This is a genomic window from Streptomyces sp. NPDC013157 (genome assembly GCF_042899865.1).
GTDB lineage: Bacteria > Actinomycetota > Actinomycetes > Streptomycetales > Streptomycetaceae > Streptomyces.
Genome location: NZ_JBIBAK010000015.1, coordinates 270,538 through 291,498, shown reverse-complemented (window position 1 = coordinate 291,498; position 20,961 = coordinate 270,538). Strand labels below are relative to the sequence as shown.

19 protein-coding genes are annotated in these 20,961 nt (G+C 72.5%); 7 read left to right on the top strand and 12 right to left on the bottom strand.

Annotated elements, in window-relative coordinates; translation table 11 throughout:
* Positions 1-22: 22 nt before the first annotated feature.
* Positions 23-1,459 (bottom strand): RNB domain-containing ribonuclease, encoded by a 1,437-nt coding sequence (locus tag ACFY6U_RS37095; RefSeq protein WP_390045429.1) that lies wholly within the window; start codon positions 1,457-1,459, stop codon positions 23-25.
* An 89-nt stretch (positions 1,460-1,548) separates the two neighbouring features.
* Here ACFY6U_RS37095 and yaaA point away from each other — a divergent pair, with 89 nt between their 5' ends.
* Entirely contained in the window at positions 1,549-2,331 is a 783-nt protein-coding gene (gene yaaA, locus ACFY6U_RS37090) for a peroxide stress protein YaaA (protein ID WP_390045427.1), read from the top strand.
* Between the two features lie 66 nt (positions 2,332-2,397).
* On the top strand, positions 2,398-3,045 hold the full coding sequence (gene eda / locus ACFY6U_RS37085) for a bifunctional 4-hydroxy-2-oxoglutarate aldolase/2-dehydro-3-deoxy-phosphogluconate aldolase (protein WP_390045425.1): 648 nt from the start codon (positions 2,398-2,400) through the stop codon (positions 3,043-3,045).
* Here the strand turns inward: eda and ACFY6U_RS37080 are convergent.
* From ACFY6U_RS37080 to ACFY6U_RS37070, 3 genes are read right to left on the bottom strand one after another with little or no spacing between them, the layout of a single operon-like run.
* A complete protein-coding gene (locus ACFY6U_RS37080) occupies positions 3,017-4,267 on the bottom strand; it encodes a bifunctional RNase H/acid phosphatase (RefSeq protein ID WP_390045423.1) in 1,251 nt (416 codons plus the stop codon). The genes eda and ACFY6U_RS37080 overlap by 29 nt on opposite strands.
* A 27-nt stretch (positions 4,268-4,294) precedes the next feature.
* Positions 4,295-5,038, bottom strand: coding sequence for a C4-type zinc ribbon domain-containing protein (locus ACFY6U_RS37075; RefSeq protein ID WP_362596030.1), 744 nt, complete (start codon positions 5,036-5,038; stop codon positions 4,295-4,297).
* A complete protein-coding gene (locus ACFY6U_RS37070; RefSeq protein ID WP_390045421.1) occupies positions 5,035-5,874 on the bottom strand; it encodes a Nif3-like dinuclear metal center hexameric protein in 840 nt (279 codons plus the stop codon). The genes ACFY6U_RS37075 and ACFY6U_RS37070 overlap by 4 nt, the downstream gene beginning before the upstream one ends.
* Positions 5,875-6,062: 188 nt before the next feature.
* Between ACFY6U_RS37070 and ACFY6U_RS37065 the strand changes: the two genes are divergently transcribed.
* Positions 6,063-7,277: a hypothetical protein gene (locus tag ACFY6U_RS37065; RefSeq protein ID WP_390045419.1), complete on the top strand. Its 1,215-nt coding sequence runs from the start codon at positions 6,063-6,065 to the stop codon at positions 7,275-7,277.
* 96 nt (positions 7,278-7,373) lie between these two features.
* The gene (locus tag ACFY6U_RS37060) at positions 7,374-7,526 is read left to right on the top strand and encodes a hypothetical protein (RefSeq protein ID WP_390045418.1); all 153 of its coding nucleotides are present in this window, start codon (positions 7,374-7,376) and stop codon (positions 7,524-7,526) included.
* Positions 7,527-7,692: 166 nt separating this feature from the next.
* On the opposite strand, the gene ACFY6U_RS37055 is transcribed toward ACFY6U_RS37060, so the two are convergent.
* Genes ACFY6U_RS37055 through ACFY6U_RS37045 form a run of 3 tightly spaced genes read right to left on the bottom strand, consistent with a single transcriptional unit; the run spans position 7,693 to position 10,620 of the window.
* Positions 7,693-8,637 (bottom strand): 3-oxoacyl-ACP reductase, encoded by a 945-nt coding sequence (locus ACFY6U_RS37055; protein WP_390045416.1) that lies wholly within the window; start codon positions 8,635-8,637, stop codon positions 7,693-7,695.
* A gap of 11 nt (positions 8,638-8,648) precedes the next feature.
* Positions 8,649-9,725, bottom strand: coding sequence for a Zn-dependent alcohol dehydrogenase (locus tag ACFY6U_RS37050; RefSeq protein ID WP_390045414.1), 1,077 nt, complete (start codon positions 9,723-9,725; stop codon positions 8,649-8,651).
* A gap of 37 nt (positions 9,726-9,762) precedes the next feature.
* Positions 9,763-10,620, bottom strand: coding sequence for a MaoC/PaaZ C-terminal domain-containing protein (locus ACFY6U_RS37045; RefSeq protein WP_351490814.1), 858 nt, complete (start codon positions 10,618-10,620; stop codon positions 9,763-9,765).
* Positions 10,621-10,930: 310 nt separating this feature from the next.
* Here ACFY6U_RS37045 and ACFY6U_RS37040 point away from each other — a divergent pair, with 310 nt between their 5' ends.
* A complete protein-coding gene (locus ACFY6U_RS37040; protein WP_390045412.1) occupies positions 10,931-12,202 on the top strand; it encodes a sensor histidine kinase in 1,272 nt (423 codons plus the stop codon).
* On the opposite strand, the gene ACFY6U_RS37035 is transcribed toward ACFY6U_RS37040, so the two are convergent.
* A complete protein-coding gene (locus tag ACFY6U_RS37035) occupies positions 12,180-13,751 on the bottom strand; it encodes an alpha-L-arabinofuranosidase B (RefSeq protein ID WP_390045410.1) in 1,572 nt (523 codons plus the stop codon). The two genes, ACFY6U_RS37040 and ACFY6U_RS37035, sit on opposite strands and share 23 nt — an antisense overlap.
* A 262-nt stretch (positions 13,752-14,013) precedes the next feature.
* Between ACFY6U_RS37035 and ACFY6U_RS37030 the strand changes: the two genes are divergently transcribed.
* Complete coding sequence (locus ACFY6U_RS37030) at positions 14,014-14,646, top strand: response regulator transcription factor (protein ID WP_351490902.1); 633 nt, start codon at positions 14,014-14,016, stop codon at positions 14,644-14,646.
* Positions 14,647-14,670: 24 nt separating this feature from the next.
* Here ACFY6U_RS37030 and ACFY6U_RS37025 read toward each other — a convergent pair whose 3' ends face one another.
* From ACFY6U_RS37025 to ACFY6U_RS37010, 4 genes are all read right to left on the bottom strand, one after another.
* Positions 14,671-15,486 (bottom strand): hypothetical protein, encoded by an 816-nt coding sequence (locus ACFY6U_RS37025; RefSeq protein WP_390045408.1) that lies wholly within the window; start codon positions 15,484-15,486, stop codon positions 14,671-14,673.
* Positions 15,486-16,025: a SigE family RNA polymerase sigma factor gene (locus ACFY6U_RS37020; RefSeq protein WP_351490808.1), complete on the bottom strand. Its 540-nt coding sequence runs from the start codon at positions 16,023-16,025 to the stop codon at positions 15,486-15,488. The genes ACFY6U_RS37025 and ACFY6U_RS37020 overlap by 1 nt, the downstream gene beginning before the upstream one ends.
* A 72-nt stretch (positions 16,026-16,097) precedes the next feature.
* A complete protein-coding gene (locus tag ACFY6U_RS37015; RefSeq protein WP_390045406.1) occupies positions 16,098-17,519 on the bottom strand; it encodes an MFS transporter in 1,422 nt (473 codons plus the stop codon).
* Between the two features lie 96 nt (positions 17,520-17,615).
* Positions 17,616-18,815: a lipid-transfer protein gene (locus ACFY6U_RS37010; protein ID WP_390045404.1), complete on the bottom strand. Its 1,200-nt coding sequence runs from the start codon at positions 18,813-18,815 to the stop codon at positions 17,616-17,618.
* A gap of 194 nt (positions 18,816-19,009) precedes the next feature.
* Between ACFY6U_RS37010 and ACFY6U_RS37005 the strand changes: the two genes are divergently transcribed.
* Positions 19,010-20,758, top strand: coding sequence for an MFS transporter (locus ACFY6U_RS37005; RefSeq protein WP_390045402.1), 1,749 nt, complete (start codon positions 19,010-19,012; stop codon positions 20,756-20,758).
* Positions 20,759-20,961 lie beyond the last annotated feature (203 nt).

Genomic DNA, 20,961 nt, shown 5'->3' with positions numbered 1-20,961 from the left:
CTCCGCGCCGCCGGACGACGGCTCACGCGGGCGCGAACCGCACCTTCGTCGTCCCCGGATCGGCCTCGGTCAGCCGCACCGGCAGCCGCTCGCCCAGTGGGAGAGGGTGGGCGGCCTCGATCCGGCCTATGACGGCGGGCTGCTGCAGCAGCACCCTGCCCACGGTCGGCCGGCGCGGCTCGACCTCCACCACGCACCCGTCGAAGACCTCTCCGACCCGGTCCTTGAGCAGGGCCGCCTCGACGATGTCGACGCACTCCCGCTCCACCGTGCCGGCGCGCCGTGCCCCTTCGGCCATCTGCTTGGGGAGCGTGTCCAGCGCCATCAGCACCCAGTCGGGCGGCTCCTCGCCCGCGGCCGCCGCCAGGCACAGTTCCGAGGCGTAGCGGTCGGCCAGGCGGCGCAGTGGCGCGGTGCAGTGGGCGTAGGGGGCGGCGACGGCCGCGTGGGCGGTGTTCGAGGGGAGGACACCGTCCCGGAAGACCGTGTAGCCGGCGCCGCGCAGCAGCGTGGTGCACTCCTGGAGGAAGGCCGCGTGGCGGGGGCGGCGCGGGTTCAGGGAGCGGATCAGGGCGGCGTACGAGACGTGGTGCGGCCACTCGATGCGCAGGGCGTGCGCGGTGCGGCGCAGGCGGGCGACCGCGCCGTCGGGGGCGGTCGGCAGGGTGCGAAGGACGCCGGTGCCGTAAGCAAGCATCAGGTCGGCGGCGGCCATGCCGGTGAGCAGGGAGATCTGGGCGTTCCAGGCGTCGGCGGGCAGCGGGGCGCGGTAGGTGAGCTCGTAGGTGTGGTCGTACTCGACGATCTCCTGCTCGGGCACGTTGAGGGAGATACCGCCGCGCGCGACTTCCAGGCGTTCGCGGGCCTCGCCGATCTCCCTGAGCAGGGCGACGGGCTCCTCGGCGGTCCCCTCGTCGATCCGCTTCTGCACACCCGCGTAGTCGAGCTTGGCCCGGCTGCGGACGAGGGCCCGGCGGACGTCGGCGGTCACGGTCCGGCCCTCCCCGTCCAGGCCGATGGTCCACAGCACGGCCGGGCAGGTCTGGCCGGGGAGCAGGCTGGCCGCGCCCTCGCTGAGGACGGCGGGGTGCAGGGGGACCTTCTCGTCCGGGAAGTAGAGGGTGTTGACGCGGTGGTGCGCCTCGGAGTCCAGCGCGCCGCCCGGTACGACGAAGGCGGCGACGTCGGCGATGGCGTACCGGACGCGGTAGCCGCCGTCGTGCCGGGACAGGTGCATCGCCTGGTCCAGGTCGTTCGCGGTGGGCGGGTCGACCGTGAAGAAGGGGATGTCGGTCGCGTCGTGGCCGGGTACGGCCGGGAACCTGGCGGTGCTCTCGGCCTCCGCGAGGACCTCGGACCGGAAGGTCTCGGGGACGCCGAGGTCGGTCCGGAGGGCGGCGAGCGCAGCCCGGAGGGGCGCCTCGGGGGCACCCTTGACACGGATGTGGCGGCGGGGCATAGGACGAGCGTAGTCACATCGCACCGCTCCGGCGCTCTACGCTGGCGCGGAGCGTTGATGATGAACGTCCTTGGTGAAGAGGAGTATCCGTGCTGGTCCTGCTGCCGCCGTCGGAAGGCAAGGCGTCCTCGGGCCGTGGCGCCCCGCTGAAGCCGGAGTCGCTGTCCCTGCCTGGACTCGCGGCGGCGCGCGAGGCCGTGCTCGGCGAGCTGGCCGACCTGTGCGCCGGTGACGAGGAGAAGGCGCGCGAGGTGCTCGGGCTGAGCGAGGGGCTGCGCGGCGAGGTCGCGAAGAACGCGGCGCTGCGGACGGCGGGCGCCCGGCCGGCCGGGGAGATCTACACCGGGGTGCTGTACGACGCCCTGGGCCTGGCCTCCCTCGACGCGGCCGCGAAGCGGCGGGCCGCGCGGTCGCTGCTGGTCTTCTCCGGACTGTGGGGCGCGGTCCGGGTGACGGACCGGATCCCGTCGTACCGCTGCTCGATGGGGGTCAGGCTGCCGGGTCTCGGCGCGCTGGGCACGCACTGGCGCGGACCGATGGCCGAGGTGCTGCCGGAGGCGGCCGGGACGGGGCTGGTGCTGGACCTGCGGTCGGCGGCGTACGCGGCCGCGTGGAAGCCAAAGGGCGAGGTGGCCGGGCGGACGGCGACCGTGCGGGTGCTGCACGCGCCGACCCGGAAGGTGGTCAGCCACTTCAACAAGGCGACGAAGGGGCGGATGGTGCGGAGTCTGCTGGCCGCCGGGATCGCGCCGGCCGGTCCGGGCGAGCTGGTGGAGGCGTTGCGGGAGCTGGGGTACGAGGCGGAGGCGGAGGCGCCCGCGAAGGCGGGGCAGCCGTGGGCGTTGGACGTGCTGGTGACAGAGGTCCACTGAGGCGCCCGTAAAGCCGCATTGCAGCATGCGCAATGCCCTTTGCGTGCTCTGCATCGCGTGGGCAGGATGTTCGCCATGCCCACCTCCGTGCTGGATCTCGCGCCCGTCGTGCCCGTCGTCGTGGTCGAGGACGCCGCCGACGCCGTACCGCTGGCGCGGGCGCTGGTGGACGGTGGGCTGCCCGTCATCGAGGTGACGCTGCGGACGCCGGCCGCGCTCGACGCGATCCGGGCCGTGGCCGCCGCGGTGCCGGACGCGGTGGTCGGCGCGGGTACGGTCCTCACGCCCGCGCACGTGACGGAGTGCGTCGCGGCCGGGGCGCGGTTCCTGGTCAGTCCCGGCTGGACGGACGGGCTGCTGACGGCGATGGCCGCGTCCGGGGTGCCGTACCTGCCGGGGGTGTCGACCGCCTCCGAGGTGGTGGCGCTGCTCGAACGCGGGGTGCGGGAGATGAAGTTCTTCCCGGCGCAGGCCGCGGGCGGCACGGCGTATCTGAGGTCCCTTGCCGGACCGCTGCCACAGGCCCGGTTCTGCCCGACGGGAGGGATCGGCCCGGACAACGCACCCGAGTACCTCGCCCTCCCGAACGTCGGCTGCGTGGGCGGTACCTGGATGGTCCCCGCCGATGCCGTAGCCGCCCGGGACTGGGCCCGCGTCGAGGTGCTGGCCCGGGCGGCGGCGGGCCTCAGGGACGCAGGTGGGACGTGTCGTTGAAGAGCCGTACGCTCGCGTTGCCGTCCGCGTAGTACGCCACCGCGGACAACGAGGCCGCCGACAGTTCCATCCGGAACAGGGACTGGAGCGGGGCGCCGAGGGCGAGTTGCACGAACGTCTTGATCGGCGTGACGTGCGTGACGAGCAGGACCGTGCGGCCCGCGTAGGCCGCGATCAGCTTGTCGCGGGTGGCCGCGATGCGGGTGGCGGTCTCGGCGAAGCTCTCGCCGCCGCCGGTGGGGTGGGCCGACGGGTCGGCCAGCCAGGCGGTCAGGTCGTCGGGGTAGCGCTCGCGGACCTCGCCGAAGGTGAGGCCCTCCCAGGCGCCGAAGTCCGTCTCCTTGATGCCCTCCTCGATCGTGACGCCGAGGCCGAGGCGCTCGGCGACGGCCGCCGCGGTCTGGCGGGTGCGGGTGAGGGGGGAGGCGAGGATCGTCTCGATCGTGCCGCGGCGGGCGAGGGCGACGGCCGCGCGCTGCGCTTGCTCCAGGCCGACGGGAGAGAGTTCCGGGTCGGTACCGCCGCTGCCGGAGAAGCGTTTCTGGGGGGTGAGGGGGGTTTCGCCGTGGCGGAGGAGGACGAAGGTGGCGGGGGCGCCCATGTCTGGCGACGAGGCCCAGCCGACGGTGGGCCTGGGTACGGGCGCTGTCGCTACGTTGCGCGCGGCGCGGAAGTCGACGCGGGGCGTCTCGGCAGTCGTCACCGTGCCGGCCGGTGGGGGCTTGTCGCGCAGTTCCCCGCGCCCCTTACGGGGCGCTGTGGCGCGGGCGTCGAATTCCGCGGCAGACCCCGAAGCCGACCACTGCTCGCCCCGCTTGCCCGCGTCCATCGCCTCGTTCGCCAGGCGGTCGGCGTGTTTGTTCTCGGCTCTCGGGATCCACTCGTACGTGACCTGGCCCGGCGGGAACACCCGGGACGCCTCCGTCGCCAGCGGCTTCAGGTCGGGGTGCTTGATCTTCCAGCGGCCGGACATCTGCTCGATGACCAGCTTGGAGTCCATGCGGACGTGGACCGTGGCGGCCGGGTCCAGGTCGTGGGCCGCGCGCAGGCCCGCCAGCAGGCCGCGGTACTCGGCGACGTTGTTGGTGACGACGCCGAGGTATTCGGCCGCCTCCGTCAGCGTCTCGCCGGTCGCCGCGTCGACGACCACCGCGCCGTAGCCGGCCGGCCCCGGGTTGCCCCGGGAGCCGCCGTCCGCCTCGACGATGAACTCCCTTGCCACGTACGCCCCTTAAGACCTCGACTGTTTCTACAGGCCCGACTCGGACGTGCGCACCAGGATCCGGCGGCAGTTCTCGCAGCGGACCACGGTGTCGGGCGCGGCCTTGCGGACCTCGGCCAGCTCGGTGATGGCGAGCTCCTGGCGGCAGCCCTGGCAGGTGCGGGCGTAGAGCTTGGCCGCGCCGATGCCGCCCTGCTGCTCGCGCAGCTTGTCGTAGAGCTTGAGCAGGTCGGCCGGGACCGAGCCCGCGATGACCTCGCGCTCCTTGGTGACCGTCGCCGCCTCGCCGTCGATCCCCTCGAAGGACGCGTCCCGGCGCGCAGTGGCCTCGTCGATCCGGCCCTGGACCGCGCCGACCCGCTCGGTCAGCTCGGCGACCCGCTCCTGCGCGGACTCGCGGCGCTCCATGACCTCCAGGACGACGTCCTCCAGGTCGCCCTGGCGCTTGGCGAGGGAGACGATCTCCTTCTGGAGGTTCTCCAGGTCCTTCGGGGAGGTGACCGCGCCGGAGTCCAGGCGCTGCTGGTCGCGGGCGGCGCGCTGGCGCACCTGGTCCACGTCCTGCTCGGCCTTGGTCTGCTCGCGGGCGGTGTCGCTCTCCTCGGTCTGCGCGGCCACCAGCAGGTCGCGCAGCTGGGTCAGGTCTTTGGTCAGCGACTCGATCTCGGCGTGCTCGGGCAGTGACTTCCGCTTGTGCGCCAGCTGCTGGAGGCGTACGTCCAGGGCCTGGACGTCGAGGAGTCGGATCTGGTCGGCGGGCGCTGCGTTCAGTTGGGGGCTCCAAGGGAGGGAGAGTGGCTGGTCCAGGGGTCGGTGACCGTCCTGGAGACGTGCACGCGCAGGTCCCAGCCGTGGCGGTCGGAGATTTCGTCGAGCTGGGTCGCGGCCAGCTCGCACCAGGGCCATTCGGTGGCCCAGTGCGCCGCGTCGAGCAGCGCGAGGGGGCTGTGGGCGACCGCTTCCGACGCCGGGTGGTGGCGCAGGTCCGCGGTGAGGAAGGCGTCCACGCCGGCGGCGCGTACGACGTCGAAGAGGCTGTCGCCGGAGCCGCCGCTGACGGCGACCGTACGGACGAGGGCCTCGGGGTCGCCGGCGACGCGGATGCCCTGGGCGGTGGCGGGGAGGCGGGCGGCGGCCCGGTCGGCGAGCTCGCGGACGGTCACCGGGTGGTCCAGCTCGCAGACGCGGCCGAGGCCCCGGCGGCCCTCCGGGTCGGTCGGGTCCGGGACGAGGGGCCGTACGACGCGCAGGTCCAGGGCGCCCGCGAGGGCGTCGGAGACGCCCGGGTCGGCGGTGTCGGCGTTGGTGTGGGCGACGTGCAGCGCGATGTCGTTCTTGATCAGGGTGTGCACCGCCCGGCCCTTGAAGTGGGAGGCCGCGACCGTAGTCGTACCGCGCAGGTAGAGGGGGTGGTGGGTGACCAGCAGGTCGGCGCCGAGCTTCACCGCCTCGTCGACGATCGGCTGGACCGGGTCGACGGCGAAGAGGACCCGCGTGACCTCCTGGTCGGGGTCGCCCACGACCGTACCGACCGCGTCCCAGGACTCGGCCCGCTCGGCGGGCCACAGGTTCTCCAGCGCGGCGATGACTTCTGACAGACGGGGCACGGGGAAAAGGCTACCTGCCTGTTCCGCGGGGCTGTACCTGCTCGCCCACCGGAGGCGACGCCCAGCACACCCGCCCCGGTTTCCTCAGGCGAATCGTCGAGTGTGCACCCGTATGTGTGAAGCCGTCTGCAGCCGGTGCCCCGCCTGTGCGTACGAAAACTAGCTTCGTGGCCGGAGGTGACCGAACGATGACGGCCTGTGCGATCGAACCCCCGGCTGCGGACGAGGAAGACAGCGTGCCGGGGGCGGGCTGCACGATCACGGTGGACGGGGCGTACGCGGCCCGGCTGACCCAGCAGGAAGGTTCCTGGTACCCGGAGCGGTGGACGCTGGACGGCCCCGAGCCCTACGCCGTACCGCTCCCCTGCAACCAGCCGGAGGAGCCGGACACGGAGGTGCAGCCGCTGGGCGACGGGCGGGTGCTCATCCGCCGGCTGGTGGACGGGCGGCACCACTTCGCCCTCCTCTATCCGACCGGACCGGGCACCGGTGAGCTGCCGCTGGGCGCGGTGGAGTGCCGGGACGAAGGTGCCTCGCTACGGCTGCTGCCGCCGGCGCCGGGGGGCGTGCACGCCTACGCGCTCGCGGTGGGGCCGCGTTCCTCCGCCGTCTGGCTGGTGGCGGGCGGGGCCTTCGGGCCGGAGCAGCTCGCGGTGGTGCCGGGGCGGTGTTCGGGCGGGGTCTGGCTGGACCGGGCCCGGCGGATGCTGGCCCTGGACCGGGAGCTGGGCGGGCGGACCAAGGCGGTCGTGGTCGATCTGGAGCGCGCCGGCGAGGTGTCGCCGCTGCTGCAGATCGCGGCGGACAGCGACGACCGGCTGCTGCTCGCCGACCCGGACAGCGGGCTGATCCTGGTCGGCTCGGACGCACCCAGCCCCGGGCAGGAACGATTGGGCTGGGGTGTCCTCGGCTCCACGCTGCCGGTGCGCTTCCCGGAGAGCCTGCGGGTGCCGGAGTGCCCGGACTGCGTGGTCACCCCGTTCGCCGCCCAGCCGGGGCAGGTGCTGGTGCCGGAGAGCTGCGCGGTGGCACTGCGGATCGACGGTCCGCTCGGCAGCTGGGTGGGGGCCTGGCGGCCCAGAGCGCGCAGGATCTGGCATCTCCCGGCGCCCGAGGGGTGGTTGACGGGCGCCGGGGTGTGGACGCAGGACGGGGTGCTGCGACTGCCGTACGCCACGGGGGAGGTCCCGTGCGGTGTGGCGGCGGTGGCGGTGCCCTGGGGGGAGACGGGGGAACACGGGGGGCCGGGGGACGCGGGCCCGGGGGATCCGGTTCGGGACGGCACGGCTGCCGGGGCGTCGGGTACGCCCGGGGAGCCGGCGGAACCGGATCCTCCGGGACCTGTCGCGGCCCGGCCGGTACCCCTCCAACAGGCCCCGCTGGCACGGCTTGTAACGAACTAGCTGCGGTCGGCGTGGCCGCCTGGATTCGCCCCGTGGTGGGCCGGTTAGACTCGCCGCGCTGTAAGAAAGATCATGTTGACGGGGTGAATTCTTCCGATGAACGACGCCAGCACGTCCCAGCAGCTGTCCGCCGAGCCTCCGGAGACGGACGGCCACGGCAAGCACCGTGGTCACGTCTCGGCCCAGGACAGCGAGACGGCCCCGAGCGGCCGGCACCGCAAGCCGGAGCCGGTCGAGTCGGCGGCCTGACGGTACGTAAGGAGGAGGGGCCCACCGGGTGACCGGCGGGCCCCTCCTCTGTGTCGTGCGCGCGTTCTGTGTCGTGCGCGCGTTCTGTGTCGTGCGCGCGTTCTTCGCCTTGCTCGCGTTCCGCGCCTCGCTCACTGCGGCATACCAACCGGTGGTATGTCACATGTCACTGGCGCTTCAGCCCCAGCACCTCCGCCGCCGCGAACGTCTCCCCCGCCGGCCGCTCCGCGTAGTGCGGCGTGAGCACGGCGTCGAGTTCGGCGTAGTCGAAGGTGTCCTGCTTGCTGTCGAACTTGGCCTGCACGCGCGGTCGTTCGACGATCGCGACCATGCCGCCGTGCACGACGAGCAGCTGCCCGTTGATCCGTCCGGCGGCCGGGGAGGCCAGGTAGCCGACGAGTGGGGCGACGTGCTCGGGGGCCAGCGGGTCGAGGCCCTCGGCGGGCTGTTCGAAGCCGGCGAAGACGTCCTCGGTCATCCGGGTGCGGGCGCGCGGGCAGATCACGTTGGCGGTGACGCCGTACTTGGCGAGGGCGAGGGCCGTGGAGGTGGTCAGGCCGACGATGCCGCCCTTCGCGGCCGCGTAGTTGGGCTGGCCGGCGGAGCCGGCGAGGAAGGCCTCGGAGGAGGTGTTCACGATCCGGCCGTAGACCTTCCCGCCCCCCGCCGCCTTGGCGCGGTCCCGCCAGTGCGCGGCCGCGAAGTGGGTGGTGTTGAAGTGGCCCTTGAGGTGGACCCTGATCACCGAGTCCCACTCGTCCTCGGTCATGGAGAAGACCATGCGGTCGCGCAGGATCCCGGCGTTGTTGACGAGAATGTCCAGCTTTCCGTAATGGGCTGTCGCCAGGGCGAGAAGGTCTCGCGCCTGGGAGAAGTCGGCGACGTCCCCGGTGTGGGCGACGGCCCGGCCGCCCGCCGCGCGGATCTCCTCGGCGACCTGCTCGGCGGGCGCCGCGGAGGCCGCCCCCGAGCCGTCCCGGCCCGGCTGGCCGAAGTCGTTGACGACGACGGCCGCGCCCAGCCGGGCCAGTTCGAGCGCCTCGGCCCGGCCCAGGCCCCGGCCCGCCCCCGTGACGACGGCGGTCAGTCCTTCCAGCGGCCTCTCCTGCATACGGCGGCCCCTCAGATCTCTATGCAGGTACGCAGGGAGGTGCCCGTGCGCATCTGGTCCAGGGCCTCGTTGATGTCGGCCAGCGGCACCCGGTGGGTGATCAGGCCCTCCAGGTCGATCCGGCCCGCCCGCCACAGGGCGATCGTCCGCTCGTAGGCGCGGACCACGTCCCCGCCGCCGTACATGGACGGCAGGATCCGCTTCTCGTCGAAGAACAGCTCGAACATGTTCAGCTGGAGGAAGTCGTCCATGGCTCCCGCGCCGACGACCACGAGGGTGCCGCCGCGCCGGGTGTTCTCGTACGCGGCCCGGGCGGTGGCGGACTTGCCGACGACCTCGAAGACGTAGTCGAAGCCCTCGCCCGCGGTGACCTCCTGCTTGGCGCCGGGGAGTTCGTCCGGCGACACCGCCTTCGTCGCCCCGAACCTGAGCGCCGACTCGCGCCGCGACTCGACCGGGTCGACGGCGACGATCTCGGCCGCACCCTTGAGCCGCGCCCCCTGGATCGCCGAGATCCCGACGCCTCCGCAGCCGATGACGGCGACCGACGAACCCGCCTCCAGGTCGGCCGTGTTGAGGGCCGCGCCGAGTCCGGTGGTGACCCCGCAGCCGATCAGCGCGGCGATGTCGAAGGGCACGTCGTCCGGGATCGGCACCGCGCACCCGGCGTCGACCACGACCTCCTCGGCGAAGGTGCCGGTGCCCGCGAAACCGAAGACGTCGCCGGTGGGGCGCCGGAAGTTGGGGGTGCCGGCGTTCATGAACCCGGCGAGGCACAGCTCGGTCTGCCCGCGCTTGCACGCCGGACACGCACCGCAGGCCGGCAGCCAGCAGACGACCACCCGGTCGCCGGGCTTCACCCGGGTGACGCCCTCGCCCACCTCCAGGACCTCGCCCGCGCCCTCGTGGCCCGGCACGAACGGTCCCGGCTGCGGCAGCACCCCGCTCATCGCCGACAGGTCCGAGTGGCACAGCCCCGTGGCGCGCACCCGGATCCGCACCCTGCCGGGCCCGAATCCCACCGCCTCGACGTCGTCGAGGACGTCCAGCTTCTCCTGGCCGATCTCGTGCAGTACGGCTGCGCGCATGGTGCGGCTCCCCTCAACTGCTCAGCTGCTCAACTGATCAAGAGTGTTCGACGATCGTGTCGGCGAGGACGGGCGCGTCCTCGCGCTCTACGGCACTGACGGCGACCCGGATCCGCCCGTCGCCCCGCCACATGCGGACCCGGAGCGTCTCCCCCGGGTACACCACTCCGGCGAACCGCGTCGTGTACGACCGCACCCGGCCGACGTCCCCGCCGAGCAGCGTGTCCACGACCGCCTTGAGCGTGATCCCGTAGGTGCACAGCCCGTGCAGGATGGGGCGGTCGAAGCCGGCGAGCTTGGCGAACTCGGGGTCGGCGTGCAGCGGGTTGTAGTCGCCGGAGAGGCGGTAGAGCAGGGCCTGGTCCTCGCGGACCGGGCGCTCGACGGTCCGGTCCGGTTCACCGGCGGGCGGCTCCAGCCGGGTCGAGGGGCCGCGGTCGCCGCCCCAGCCGCCCTCCCCTCGTACGAAGATCTGCGCGTCGTTGGTCCACAGCGGGCCGTCGGCGTCCGCGACCTCGGTGCGCATCACCAGGACGGCCGCCTTGCCCTTGTCGTAGACCGCGGCGATGCGCCCGGTGGCGGTGGCGGTGCCGGCGGCCGGGATGGGGCGGTGCAGGGTGAGGGACTGGCCGCCGTGCAGCACCTTGGCGAGGTCGACGTCGACGCCGGGCATGGACAGTCCGCTGATCACCCCGGGGGAGCCGGCGCCCGCGACGGTGGCGAAGCTGGGCAGGACGTGCAGCCGGGTCTCCAGGGTGTAGCGCAATTCGTCGGGGTCGGTGGCGGGGCGGCCCGCGCCGATGCCGAGGTGGTAGAGCTGGACGTCCCGGCGCTCCCAGCGGATCTCCCCTGACCTGGGTTCGGCGGCGAGGGCCTTGGCGGCGTCGATGGGCATACGGCTCCTGAGATGTCTCAAGACCTCGGCACGGCCGTCCGCACCGTCGGCCGCACCGAGGTCGTCCACGGGTGCAGATCTAGAACGCGTTCCATTCCAGCGCACCTTGTATAGCCCAGCGCTCCGCACTTGTGAAGGCTCCTGACGTAGTGTCAGATGCTGCGCCGCCGGACCATGACATTTGTCCTGCCCGCCGCCGTACATCCGCCTCTGCCGAACCCGCGCCGCCTTCCGTAGGGTCGTACCGCCGGACAGTACGGCCGGATGGAGCACAGCGGGTCAGATCCGTACAGATCGGGGGAAGAGTGGCATGGCGTGGTGGCAGCAGGTGAAGTGTCAGGCGGACGGGTGGCGGACGGCCCGTGCCCAGTGGCGGGAGGACATGACCCGCTTCAAGGAGCAGCAGAAGGCCGCCCGGAAGAAGGGTGAGCTGCCCGAGCAGGCGGGGCCGCCACCCTCCGGGTTCGCCCTGCTCCCGTGGCTGCTGATGGGGCTGGGCTCCCTCTCCAACCTGCTCCAGGGCAAGACGGCCGACCCGTGGATCGGCGGGGTCGGCCTGCTCGCCTTCAACTCCCTCTACATCTACGTGACCTTCCGCTCCTTCCGGAAGGAGGCCCGGGAGGCCGCCTCCACCCGTGTCGCCCTGCTGCTGATGGGCCTGCTGACCACGTGCCTGGCCCTCGGCTACGGCGGCAGCTGGCTGATGTTCTTCCCGCTGCTCGGCCTGGCCGCGGGCGCGGCACTGCGCGGACCCTGGCTGGGCCGGACCGGCATCCTGCTGGCCTGCTTCGCGGGCGCGGTCTCCTGGTACCGGGACGGCTCCGACGCCATCACCATCGCCTACGGCACCTTCCTGTCGACGATGATCACCGCCGCGATCCTCTCCCTCTCCGAGGCCGTGCGGGAACTGCGCGCCGCCCGCGAGGAGCTGGCCCGGCGGGCGGTGGAGAAGGAGCGGCTGCGCTTCTCGCGGGATCTGCACGACCTGCTCGGGCACACCCTGTCGGTGATCGTCGTGAAGTCGGAGGCGGCCCGGCGGGTTGCGCCCCGGGACCTGGACGCGGCGCTGACGCAGATCTCCGACATCGAGTCGGTCGGCCGGCAGGCGCTGACCGAGATCCGTGAGGCGGTCACCGGCTACCGGGAGGGCAGTCTGGCCGCCGATCTCGTCCGGGCCCGCTCGGCCCTGACGGCGGCGGGCGTGGAGCCGGTGGTCCGGCAGACGGGGGCGCCGCTCGTCCCGCAGACCGAGACGCTGCTGGGCTGGGTGGTGCGCGAGGCGGTCACCAACGTGGTCCGGCACAGCGACGCCACGCGCTGCGAGATCACCGTCGACAGCACCGCCGGGCGGGCCCGGCTGACGGTCACCGACGACGGCTCGGGCGCGGTGGCCGCCGAGCCCTGCCCGGAGGGCATCGGCGGCACCGGCCTGAAGGGGCTGACCGAGCGCCTCGCGGCGGCGGGCGGCTCCCTCACGGCCGGCCCGGCGCCGCGCGGCGGCTTCACGGTCACCGCGGAACTTCCCACCGAGGCGCTGGAACTGCTCGCCTCGGCGGCGGCTACGGCGCCCAGGGCGAGCTGACGACCCAGCTCACGTCGTCGGTCCAGGACGTGGCGCTGTCCCAGGCGTTGGAGCCGCCGTCACTCGCGATGTAGAGGTTGTAGTTGTAGTGGCGCAGGTATTTCGTCGGATAGTTGTACGAGGCGAAGGACGTGCCCGTGCCGCTCTTGCCGGTCGTCGGACAGAAGGTCGCGTCCTGTCGAAACGTGGTGGTGCCGTCCATGGGCTGCCGGTAGATCTTGTAGTTGTAGTGGCGCAGGTAGTCGCCGGGGTAGTTCCGGGACTCGAAGGAGACGCAGGAGCTGTCGGCGAGGCCGGGGCGGACGATCCAGGTGGCGTCGTTCTTGTCCAGGGTGGCGCTGCTGGAGGTGATGGCGGACAGCACGCCGGCGTTGTTCTGGTGGCGGACGTAGTCGGTGGTGCAGCAGGACGTGGTGGCCTTCAGGGAGATCTCCGAGGCGGAGCCGAGGCTGCCGGTGGAGCCGGTCGCGCCGCCGTAGCCGACGGAGACGATGTCGGACTGGACGGCGTCGTCGGCGGCGTCGGTCGGGATGCCGGAGGTCATCACGCCCTCGAAGAACGAGCCGATGGAGCCGTTGCTGTTGTCGCCGCCGGTGCCGAGGACGATCGCGCCCTCCTGGTGCATCGGCGAGTAACCGCTGCTGGTACTGGGCTCACTGCCGGAATAGGTGGTGGTGAGACCGCCCGATTGTGCGTTTCCCCATTTCAGTGCGAAATGGTCCTGCCCGTTGTTCTTCAGCAGCGCGGTGACGAACGGTATCGCGCCGGTGCCTGTGTTGGAGGAGTTGGTGCTGTAGCCGAGGTTGGACTCGAACAGCCCGTTCTCCAGGTCCGCCTGGACCCAGGGGCCGGAGCCGTAGCAGGGCGAGAACCAGCACTCGGTGCCGAAGTTGATGGCGTCCATGTGGCCGTTGCCGGTGTCCTTGTTGTTGGTCTCGGCGTTGCCGTAGTCGAAGCAGCAGCTGCCGTTCACATGGGTGCCGGAGGTGACCATGTACATCCCCTCGGCGGCGCCGTTGGTGGCGACTCCCGAGGTGGAGTTGTCCCGGTAGCCCATGCCGGCCGAGATCTCCAGGCCGTAGACCTGGTGCCCGCCGACGGTCACCGGCAGCGCGTCCGCCGGGGCCCCGACATCGGCCGCGCCGGCCCCGCCCGCACCCTCGACCGTGAGGTCGTTGTGCTTGCTCGACTGGTCGTAGATCCTGGTGACGATGCAGGTCGTACCGGCACAGAAGGAGTTCTGCGCGGCCGCGTTGGCGTAGCCGCCGGTGGACAGCAGGCCGATGTTGGCCGTGGCGCCGTCCGAGGCGCGCTGCACCTGGTAGAGGGAGCCGCTGTACGACGAGTACAGCGCCCGGACCATGCTGTGCGCGGCGACGCACGGGGTGCCGGCGGCGGCGTAGACGTCACAGGGCAGCGAACTCGCGGCGGACGCCTCGGGGGCGCCGGCCCCGACGACGAGCGCGGCGATCGTGGCGAACGCGGCGAGCACGGACAGGACGGCTCTCCGGATGCGCGGCGGACAGGAGCGCAGGGCTCGTACGGGCACTGAGAACACGGTGCACCTCTTCTTGGTTCCTCGTAGGGCGGTGCGGGTTCTGGGCGTCCGGTATCCCGAACGTCGTTCGATCGAAATACCGAACCTATTCAGCTGTCGAAATGCCGACCATTCGCCGACCATTCGGGGAATTGCAGAGGCGATTGTTTGAGCACCGTCAACCGCCGTCAAGACCTGCGGCGCAGAACAATGGCTATTCTTTAATTGCCGGGCCCGAGGCTACGCTTGGGCTGTGTACGAGCCTGCGAACGAGATGCCCCGGGACCACCGGCCCGCCAAGTCCATCAGGGTGCTCCTCGCCGAGGACCAGGGGATGATGCGCGGGGCTCTCGCCTTACTGCTCGGGATGGAGCCGGACATAGAGGTCGTCGCCCAGGTCGGGACGGGCGACGCGATCGTGGACGCCGCGCTCGTCCACCGGCCCGACGTGGCCCTCCTCGACATCGAACTGCCGGGCATGAGCGGCCTGGACGCGGCGGCGGAGCTGCGCGAGCAGGCGCCGGACTGCCGGGTCCTGATCCTCACCACCTTCGGCCGGCCCGGCTATCTGCGCCGGGCGATGGAGGCCGGGGCGGCCGGGTTCCTCGTCAAGGACGGGCCGGTGGAGGAACTGGCCCGGGCGATCCGGCGGGTGCTCACCGGGGAGACCGTGGTCGATCCGGCGCTCGCCACCGCCGCGCTCAGCGCCGGGCCGAACCCGCTCACCGCCCGCGAGTGCGACGTGCTGAAGGCGTCGGTGGACGGCGCGACCGTCGCCGACATCGCGGCGAAGCTGCATCTGTCGGAGTCGACGGTCCGCAACTACCTCTCCGCCGCGATCGGCAAGACCGGCACCCGCAACCGCGCGGAGGCGGTACGGGAGGCCCGGCAGCAGGGGTGGCTGTGACCTCCCGGCGGGTCGCCGACGGCATCACTTCGTCACTTTCACCTCCTTGAAGGTCTTGCCCTCCGGGGAGACGCACACGAACCAGTCGGCCCACGAGGAGCCGGCGGCCGGCCGGATCGCCGACACGGGGTCGCCGGGGGTATGGCCGGTCGCCACCCGGGCGACGGTCGAGGTGCCGTCCTTCCACCAGCAGGTGACTTCCCGCGCAGTCGTGGCCACCTCGCCGATCACCAGTTGGCCGGAGCTGGCTGCGTCGGGCGTGAAGCGGGTCGCCATGGACTGAAGGTCCGTGCCGACCTGCGGCTCCGGTGCACTCACCGAGTTGAACATCAACTGCTGCGGGTGGTCACCGCCATGGGCCCGGACCGCGAAGTACGAGATCTTTCCGACCAGTTCCGCGGGCTTGCCGACGGCCGGCGCCATGCCTAGCGCGGACATGGCATGCCACTGCCGCTCTGCCTCCGCCCTGGTACGCGGCGCGCCCCAGACCTGCACCGAGACGTGCCACTCCTGACCCTTGTAGACGCCCCTCGACAGCTCGGTGACCTGCGGCTCGTACACGTGCCGTGCCTCGGGAGACGCCGGCTTCGCCACTTCCTGCGCCCGGTGCTCCCCGGGCAGCCCGGCGAACGCCAGCGTCACCCCCGCCGATCCGCCCAGCACCGCCACCGCCGTGGCCGCCGCCACCGCCCACCGCCGGGACCTGCGCCGCCGGCCGCCGCGCAGCACCGCCTGTACGGGGGCTATGCCGATCTCGACCTCGTCCGCGGCGTCCGCGAGGAGGAGGGCGATGTCCGACTCCGCCTGTGTCATGTCGTGGTTCTCCCGGTCCGCGCTCATCAGTTACGCCCTCCCTGCGTCACCATGTCGGCCAGTCCCGGTATGGCACGGAGTTTCGCGATGCCCTTGGCCGCGTTGCTCTTGACCGTGCCCGCCGAACAGCCCATCGCCTGCGCCGCCTGGGTCTCCGTCAGGTCCTCCCAGTAGCGCAGCACCACCGCCTCCCGCTGCCGTGGCGGCAGTTGGGCGAGTGCCTCGATCAGGGCGCTGCGGTCGTCGGCCTGGGCGATCCGGTCACCCGTGTCCGGCACCTCGCGCACCAGGCCCGAGTCGTCCTTCGGCGCGAGGAACTCCTTGAGTTTCCTTCTGTGCCTGCGTGCGTGCGCGTTGATCATCACGCGCCGTACGTACGCCTCCGGGTCGTCGGCCGAACCGACCTTCCGCCATGCCACGAAGACCTGTTCGAGCGTCGACTGGACCAGGTCCTCGGCGGCGTGCTGCTCCCCCGTGAGGAGAAATGCCGTACGCATCAGCCGCGGCCAGCGGCCGATCATGAAGCTCTGGAACTCCTCGTTCCGAGCATCCTTCCGCTCCCCCATGGGCACCTCCTAGATACACAAAGGAGTCCACGAGCCGCCCGGACCGTTGCCCGCCGTCCCGGAATTTCCGCCCTACTTCGCGGGGACCCTCCGGCGTGGCAGCCACAGCAGCATCAGCACCGCCCCGCCCAGCAGCACCCCGGTGCCGGCGCGGAAGACGGCCGCGTACCCCGCCGTCAGGGCGGCCGCCCCCTCGCCCCCGCCCGTCCGGGCCGCCGCGACCGTCGACATCACCGCGAGCCCCAGCGAACCGCCCATCGTGCGCGAGGTGTTGACCAGCCCGGAGAGCAGTCCGGCCTCCGCCGGCGCCGCCCCGGACGTGGCCAGCGCGGCCAGCGGGGTCGCGGCCAGGCCCGCGCCGAGCAGCATCAGGATGCCGGGGAACATGATGGCCGTCGCATAGGCGCCGTGCGGGCCCATCGTCGACTGCCAGGCGAACCCGGCCGCCGCGACCAGCGTGCCGGACACCGCCACCGTCCGCGCCCCCGCCCGCCGCATCAGCCGCGGCGCCGCCTTGGAGCCGACGAGCACCGCGACCGAGCTGGGCACCAGGGCGAGACCGGCCTCCAGCGGGCTGTAACCGAGGACGTTCTGGGCGTAGAGCGTCATGAAGTACCACATGCAGAACATGGCCGAACCGGAGACCAGCATGGCCGCGTTGGCGGAGGCCACCGGCCGCCTGCCGAGCAGCCCGAGCGGCATCAGCGGGGCCGCCGTACGCGCCTCGACCGCCAGGAACAGCCCGAGCAGCGCAAGTCCGGCGGCCAGTGGGACCAGGGCGGCGGCGGCCGTCCACCCCTCGGCCTCGGTCTGCGAGATGCCGTACGCCAGCGTCCCGAGGCCCGCCGTCACCAGCAGCGCGCCGGGCAGGTCGAGCCGCCGGCCGTCCCCGGCCCGGCTCTCCGTCAGCCACCGCAACGACCCGGCGAGGACGACCGCGCCCACCGGCACGTTGATGAGCAGCACCCAGCGCCAGGACAGCACGTCCACCAGGACGCCGCCGACCAGTCCGCCGGCCGCGCCGCCGCCTGCGCCGACCGCCGTCCAGGTGGCGATCGCCCGTGCCCGGGCCGGTCCCTCCGGCACGGCGGCCGTGAGCAGGGTCAGCGTCGAGGGCGCCAGCACGGCGGCGCCCAGCCCCTGCACGGCGCGGGCGAGCAGCAGCTGCCAGCCGTCCTGGGCGAGCCCGCCGCCGAGCGAGGCCAGCGTGAACAGGCCCAGCCCCACCAGGAACATCCGCTTGCGCCCGTACAGGTCACCGGCCCGGCCGCCGAGCAGCATGAACCCGGCGAAGGCGATGGCGTACGCGTTCACCACCCACTGCAGGCCCGAGGCGCTCAGCCCCAGGTCGGTCCGCATCGACGGCAGCGCCACGTTCACCACGGACACGTCGAGCACGACCAGGAACTGCCCGGCGCACGCGAGCGACACCACCAGCCAGGCGGGGGACGCGACACGGCGGGATATGTGTGAGGTGTCCGCGGCTTCGAGCATGGGTGTGATGCTCTCAAGCCGGTTGCGGTCCTTGCATCGGCTTTTCGGCCCATGCGACCCGCCCGGCCCTCGGTCCCCGGCCCTCGGTCGTACGGCCTACGCCGCCCGCCGGAACAGGGTCACCACGGCCGCGCCGCCCAGCCCGATGTTGTGCGCGAGCCCCACCCGGGCCCCGGTCACCTGCCGGTCGCCGGCCGTGCCGCGCAGCTGCCAGACCAGTTCGGCGGTCTGCGCGAGTCCGGTCGCGCCCAGCGGATGCCCCTTGGAGATGAGCCCGCCGGAGGGGTTCACCACCCACCGGCCGCCGTACGTGGTCGCGCCGGACTCGACGAGCTTGCCCGACTCGCCGACGGCACACATGCCGAGCGCCTCGTAGGTCAGCAGCTCGTTGACCGAGAAGCAGTCGTGGAGTTCGACGACGTCGACGTCCTCGATGCCGAGGCCGGAGCGGTCGTACACCTGCCGGGCCGCGGCCCGTGACATGGGCTGTCCGACGACGTCGATGCACGAGCCCGACGCGAAGGACTCCTCGGTGTCGGTGGTCATCGCCTGCGCGACGATCTCGACCAGACCGGTGAGGCCGCGCCGTTCGGCGAACCGTTCGGAGACGACCACGGCCGCCGCCGCGCCGTCGGAGGTGGGCGAGCACTGGAGTTTGGTGAGCGGGCGGTGCACGGTGCGGGCGGCGAGGATGCCGGCGACGTCGTACACGTCCTGGAACTGGGCGTACGGGTTGTCCGCGGAGTGCCGGTGGTTCTTGGCGGCCACGGCGGCGAGCTGCGCCTCGGTCGTGCCGTACCGCTCCATGTGCTCGCGGGCCGCGTCGCCGAAGATCTGCGCGGTGGGCGGGGTCATCTCGAAGCCGTGCCGGGCGGCCATGACGCCGTAGTGCCGGGCGACCGGAGAGGTGGCGAAGTCGCCGCCGTCGGCCCCGCCGCCCAGCGCGCCCCGCTTCATCTTCTCGAAGCCGAGGGCCAGGACACAGTCGGCCGCCCCGCCCTCGACCAGCTGGCGGGCGAGCATCAGCGCGGTCGCACCGGTGGCGCAGTTGTTGTTGACGTTGTAGACGGGGACGCCGGTGAGACCCAGCTCGTAGGCGGCGCGCTGGCCGGCGGTCGAGGGCTGGAAGCAGTAGCCGACGGGAACCTGTTCCACATCGGTGTAGGAGATCCCGGCGTCGGCGAGCGCGGAGCCGCCGGCCTCCCGGACCATGTCCCAGTACTGCCAGTCACGGCTCTCGGGCTTCTCGAACTTGGTCATTCCGACCCCGGCGACGTACGCCTTCGCAGCAGCCATGACGCGGAAGAGTAGAACACGTTCCACCAACAGACCAGACCTTGACGGTGGGTCAGAAACCCATGGGAGGGTCAAGGATTCGTTAGCAGCTCGAAGCAACGGAATAGTTGCCTGTGCATACGAGGTTTACCGAGCACTTATCCCGCACGCATGCCGTACTTCCCGTCACTCTCTCGGCCCGGAGGCCCCACCCCATGACGCACACGACCGACCAGCCCGCCCGGGGCGCGAGCGGGGCCGTGGTCCCGGTCCTCGCCTTCGCGGGCATCGTGGTCGCGGTGATGCAGACCCTGCTCGTTCCGGTCATCAAGGACCTCCCGCAGCTGCTGGGCACCGAACCCAGCAACGCCACCTGGGTCCTGACGTCGACGCTGCTGTCGGGCGCCGTGGCCACCCCGATCATGGGCCGCCTCGGCGACCTCTACGGCAAGCGGCGGATGCTGATCCTGAGCCTCGCCGTGATGGTGGTCGGCGCGCTGATCAGCGCGCTCACCAGCGACCTGCTCACGATGATCGTGGGCCGTACCCTCCAGGGCTTCGCCATGGGCGCGATCCCGCTGGGCATCGGCCTGATGCGCGACATGCTGCCGCGCGAGAAGCTCGGCTCGGCCATGGCGCTGATGAGCTCCTCGATCGGCGTCGGCGGCGGCCTCGCGCTGCCCGCCGCGGCCCTGGTCGCGCAGCACATGGACTGGCACGCCCTGTTCTACGGCGCCGCCGGCCTCGGTGTGCTCTCCATAGCCCTGACCCTCCTCGTCGTACCGGAATCCCCGATGCGCGCGGAGGGCTCCTTCGACGTGCCCGGCGCGATCGGCCTGTCGGCCGGTCTGGTGCTGCTCCTGCTGCCCATCACCAAGGGCAGCGACTGGGGCTGGTCGTCCGGCACCACGCTCGGCCTGTTCGCCGCCTCGGTGGCCGTCCTCCTGCTCTGGGGCGTCTTCGAACTGCGCCACTCGGCCCCGCTGGTCGACCTGCGCACCACGGCCCGCCCGGCCGTGCTCTTCACCAACCTCGCCTCGATCATGGTCGGCGTCAGCTTCTACGTCGTCTCGCTGGTCCTGCCGCAGCTGCTCCAGCTCCCGAAGGCCACCGGCTACGGCCTCGGCCAGTCGATGGTCACCGCCGGCCTGCTGGTCGCCCCGCTGGGCCTGACGATGATGTTCACGGCCCCCGTCTACGCCCGCCTGTCGGCCAAGTACGGCCCGAAGACCACCCTGATCCTCGGCATGCTGATCATCGGCATCGGCTACGGCGCCGGTCTCGGCCTGATGAGCGCGCCCTGGCAGAGCCTGGTCATCGCGGTCGTCCTCGGCGCGGGCATCGGCCTCGCCTACTCCTCGCTGCCCGCGCTGATCGTCGGCGCGGTCCCGGCCTCGGAGACGGGCGCGGCGAACGGTCTCAACACGCTGATGCGGTCCATCGGCACGTCCGTGTCCAGCGCCGTCATCGGCATGGTGCTGGCCAACACGGCGAACCACGTGGGCGGCGTCGCGATCCCGACCATGCACGGTTTCCGGGTCTCGTTCCTGATCGCCACCGGGGCGGTCGCGGTGGGTCTGGTGCTCGCCCTGCTCCTGCCGAAGCGGGGCCGGCCGGCCGAGGTCGCCCAGCACACGCAGCTGCGGGCGAGCAGCGAGGAGGAGGCGGTGCTCGCGGGCGCCGAGGCGGTGCTGCGCGGCTTCCGCGGCCGCGTCCTGGACGCCACGGGCGTGCCGGTGGCCCGCGCCAAGGTGACCCTGATCGACCGGCGCGGGCGGCAGGCGGGGGCGACGCTGTCCGCGGAGGACGGCACGTACGCGCTCGCGGTGCCGGCCGAGGGGGCGTACGTGCTGGCCGCGAAGGCGGCGGGCCACGGTCCGCTCGCCTCGTCCGCGACCCACGCCGGGGACGACCGGGCGGTCGACCTTGACCTCGCGCTCCCCGGGGAGACGGTCAGCGCGTGACACTCCGTGGGGGGCGGCCGCTGGTACGACGCGGCCGCCCCCCACTTGCCACGGGGCCCGAGCGCTCCCGTGGGAAGTGCCGCGACGCGCCGACTGCCGACCGCCGCGCCGTCATGGCAGGTCGCGCAGTTCCCCGCGCCCCTTCAAGGGCGCCGCCGGACCCGCGTGCTCCGCCGCGAAGTGCCACACTGCGCCGACTGCCG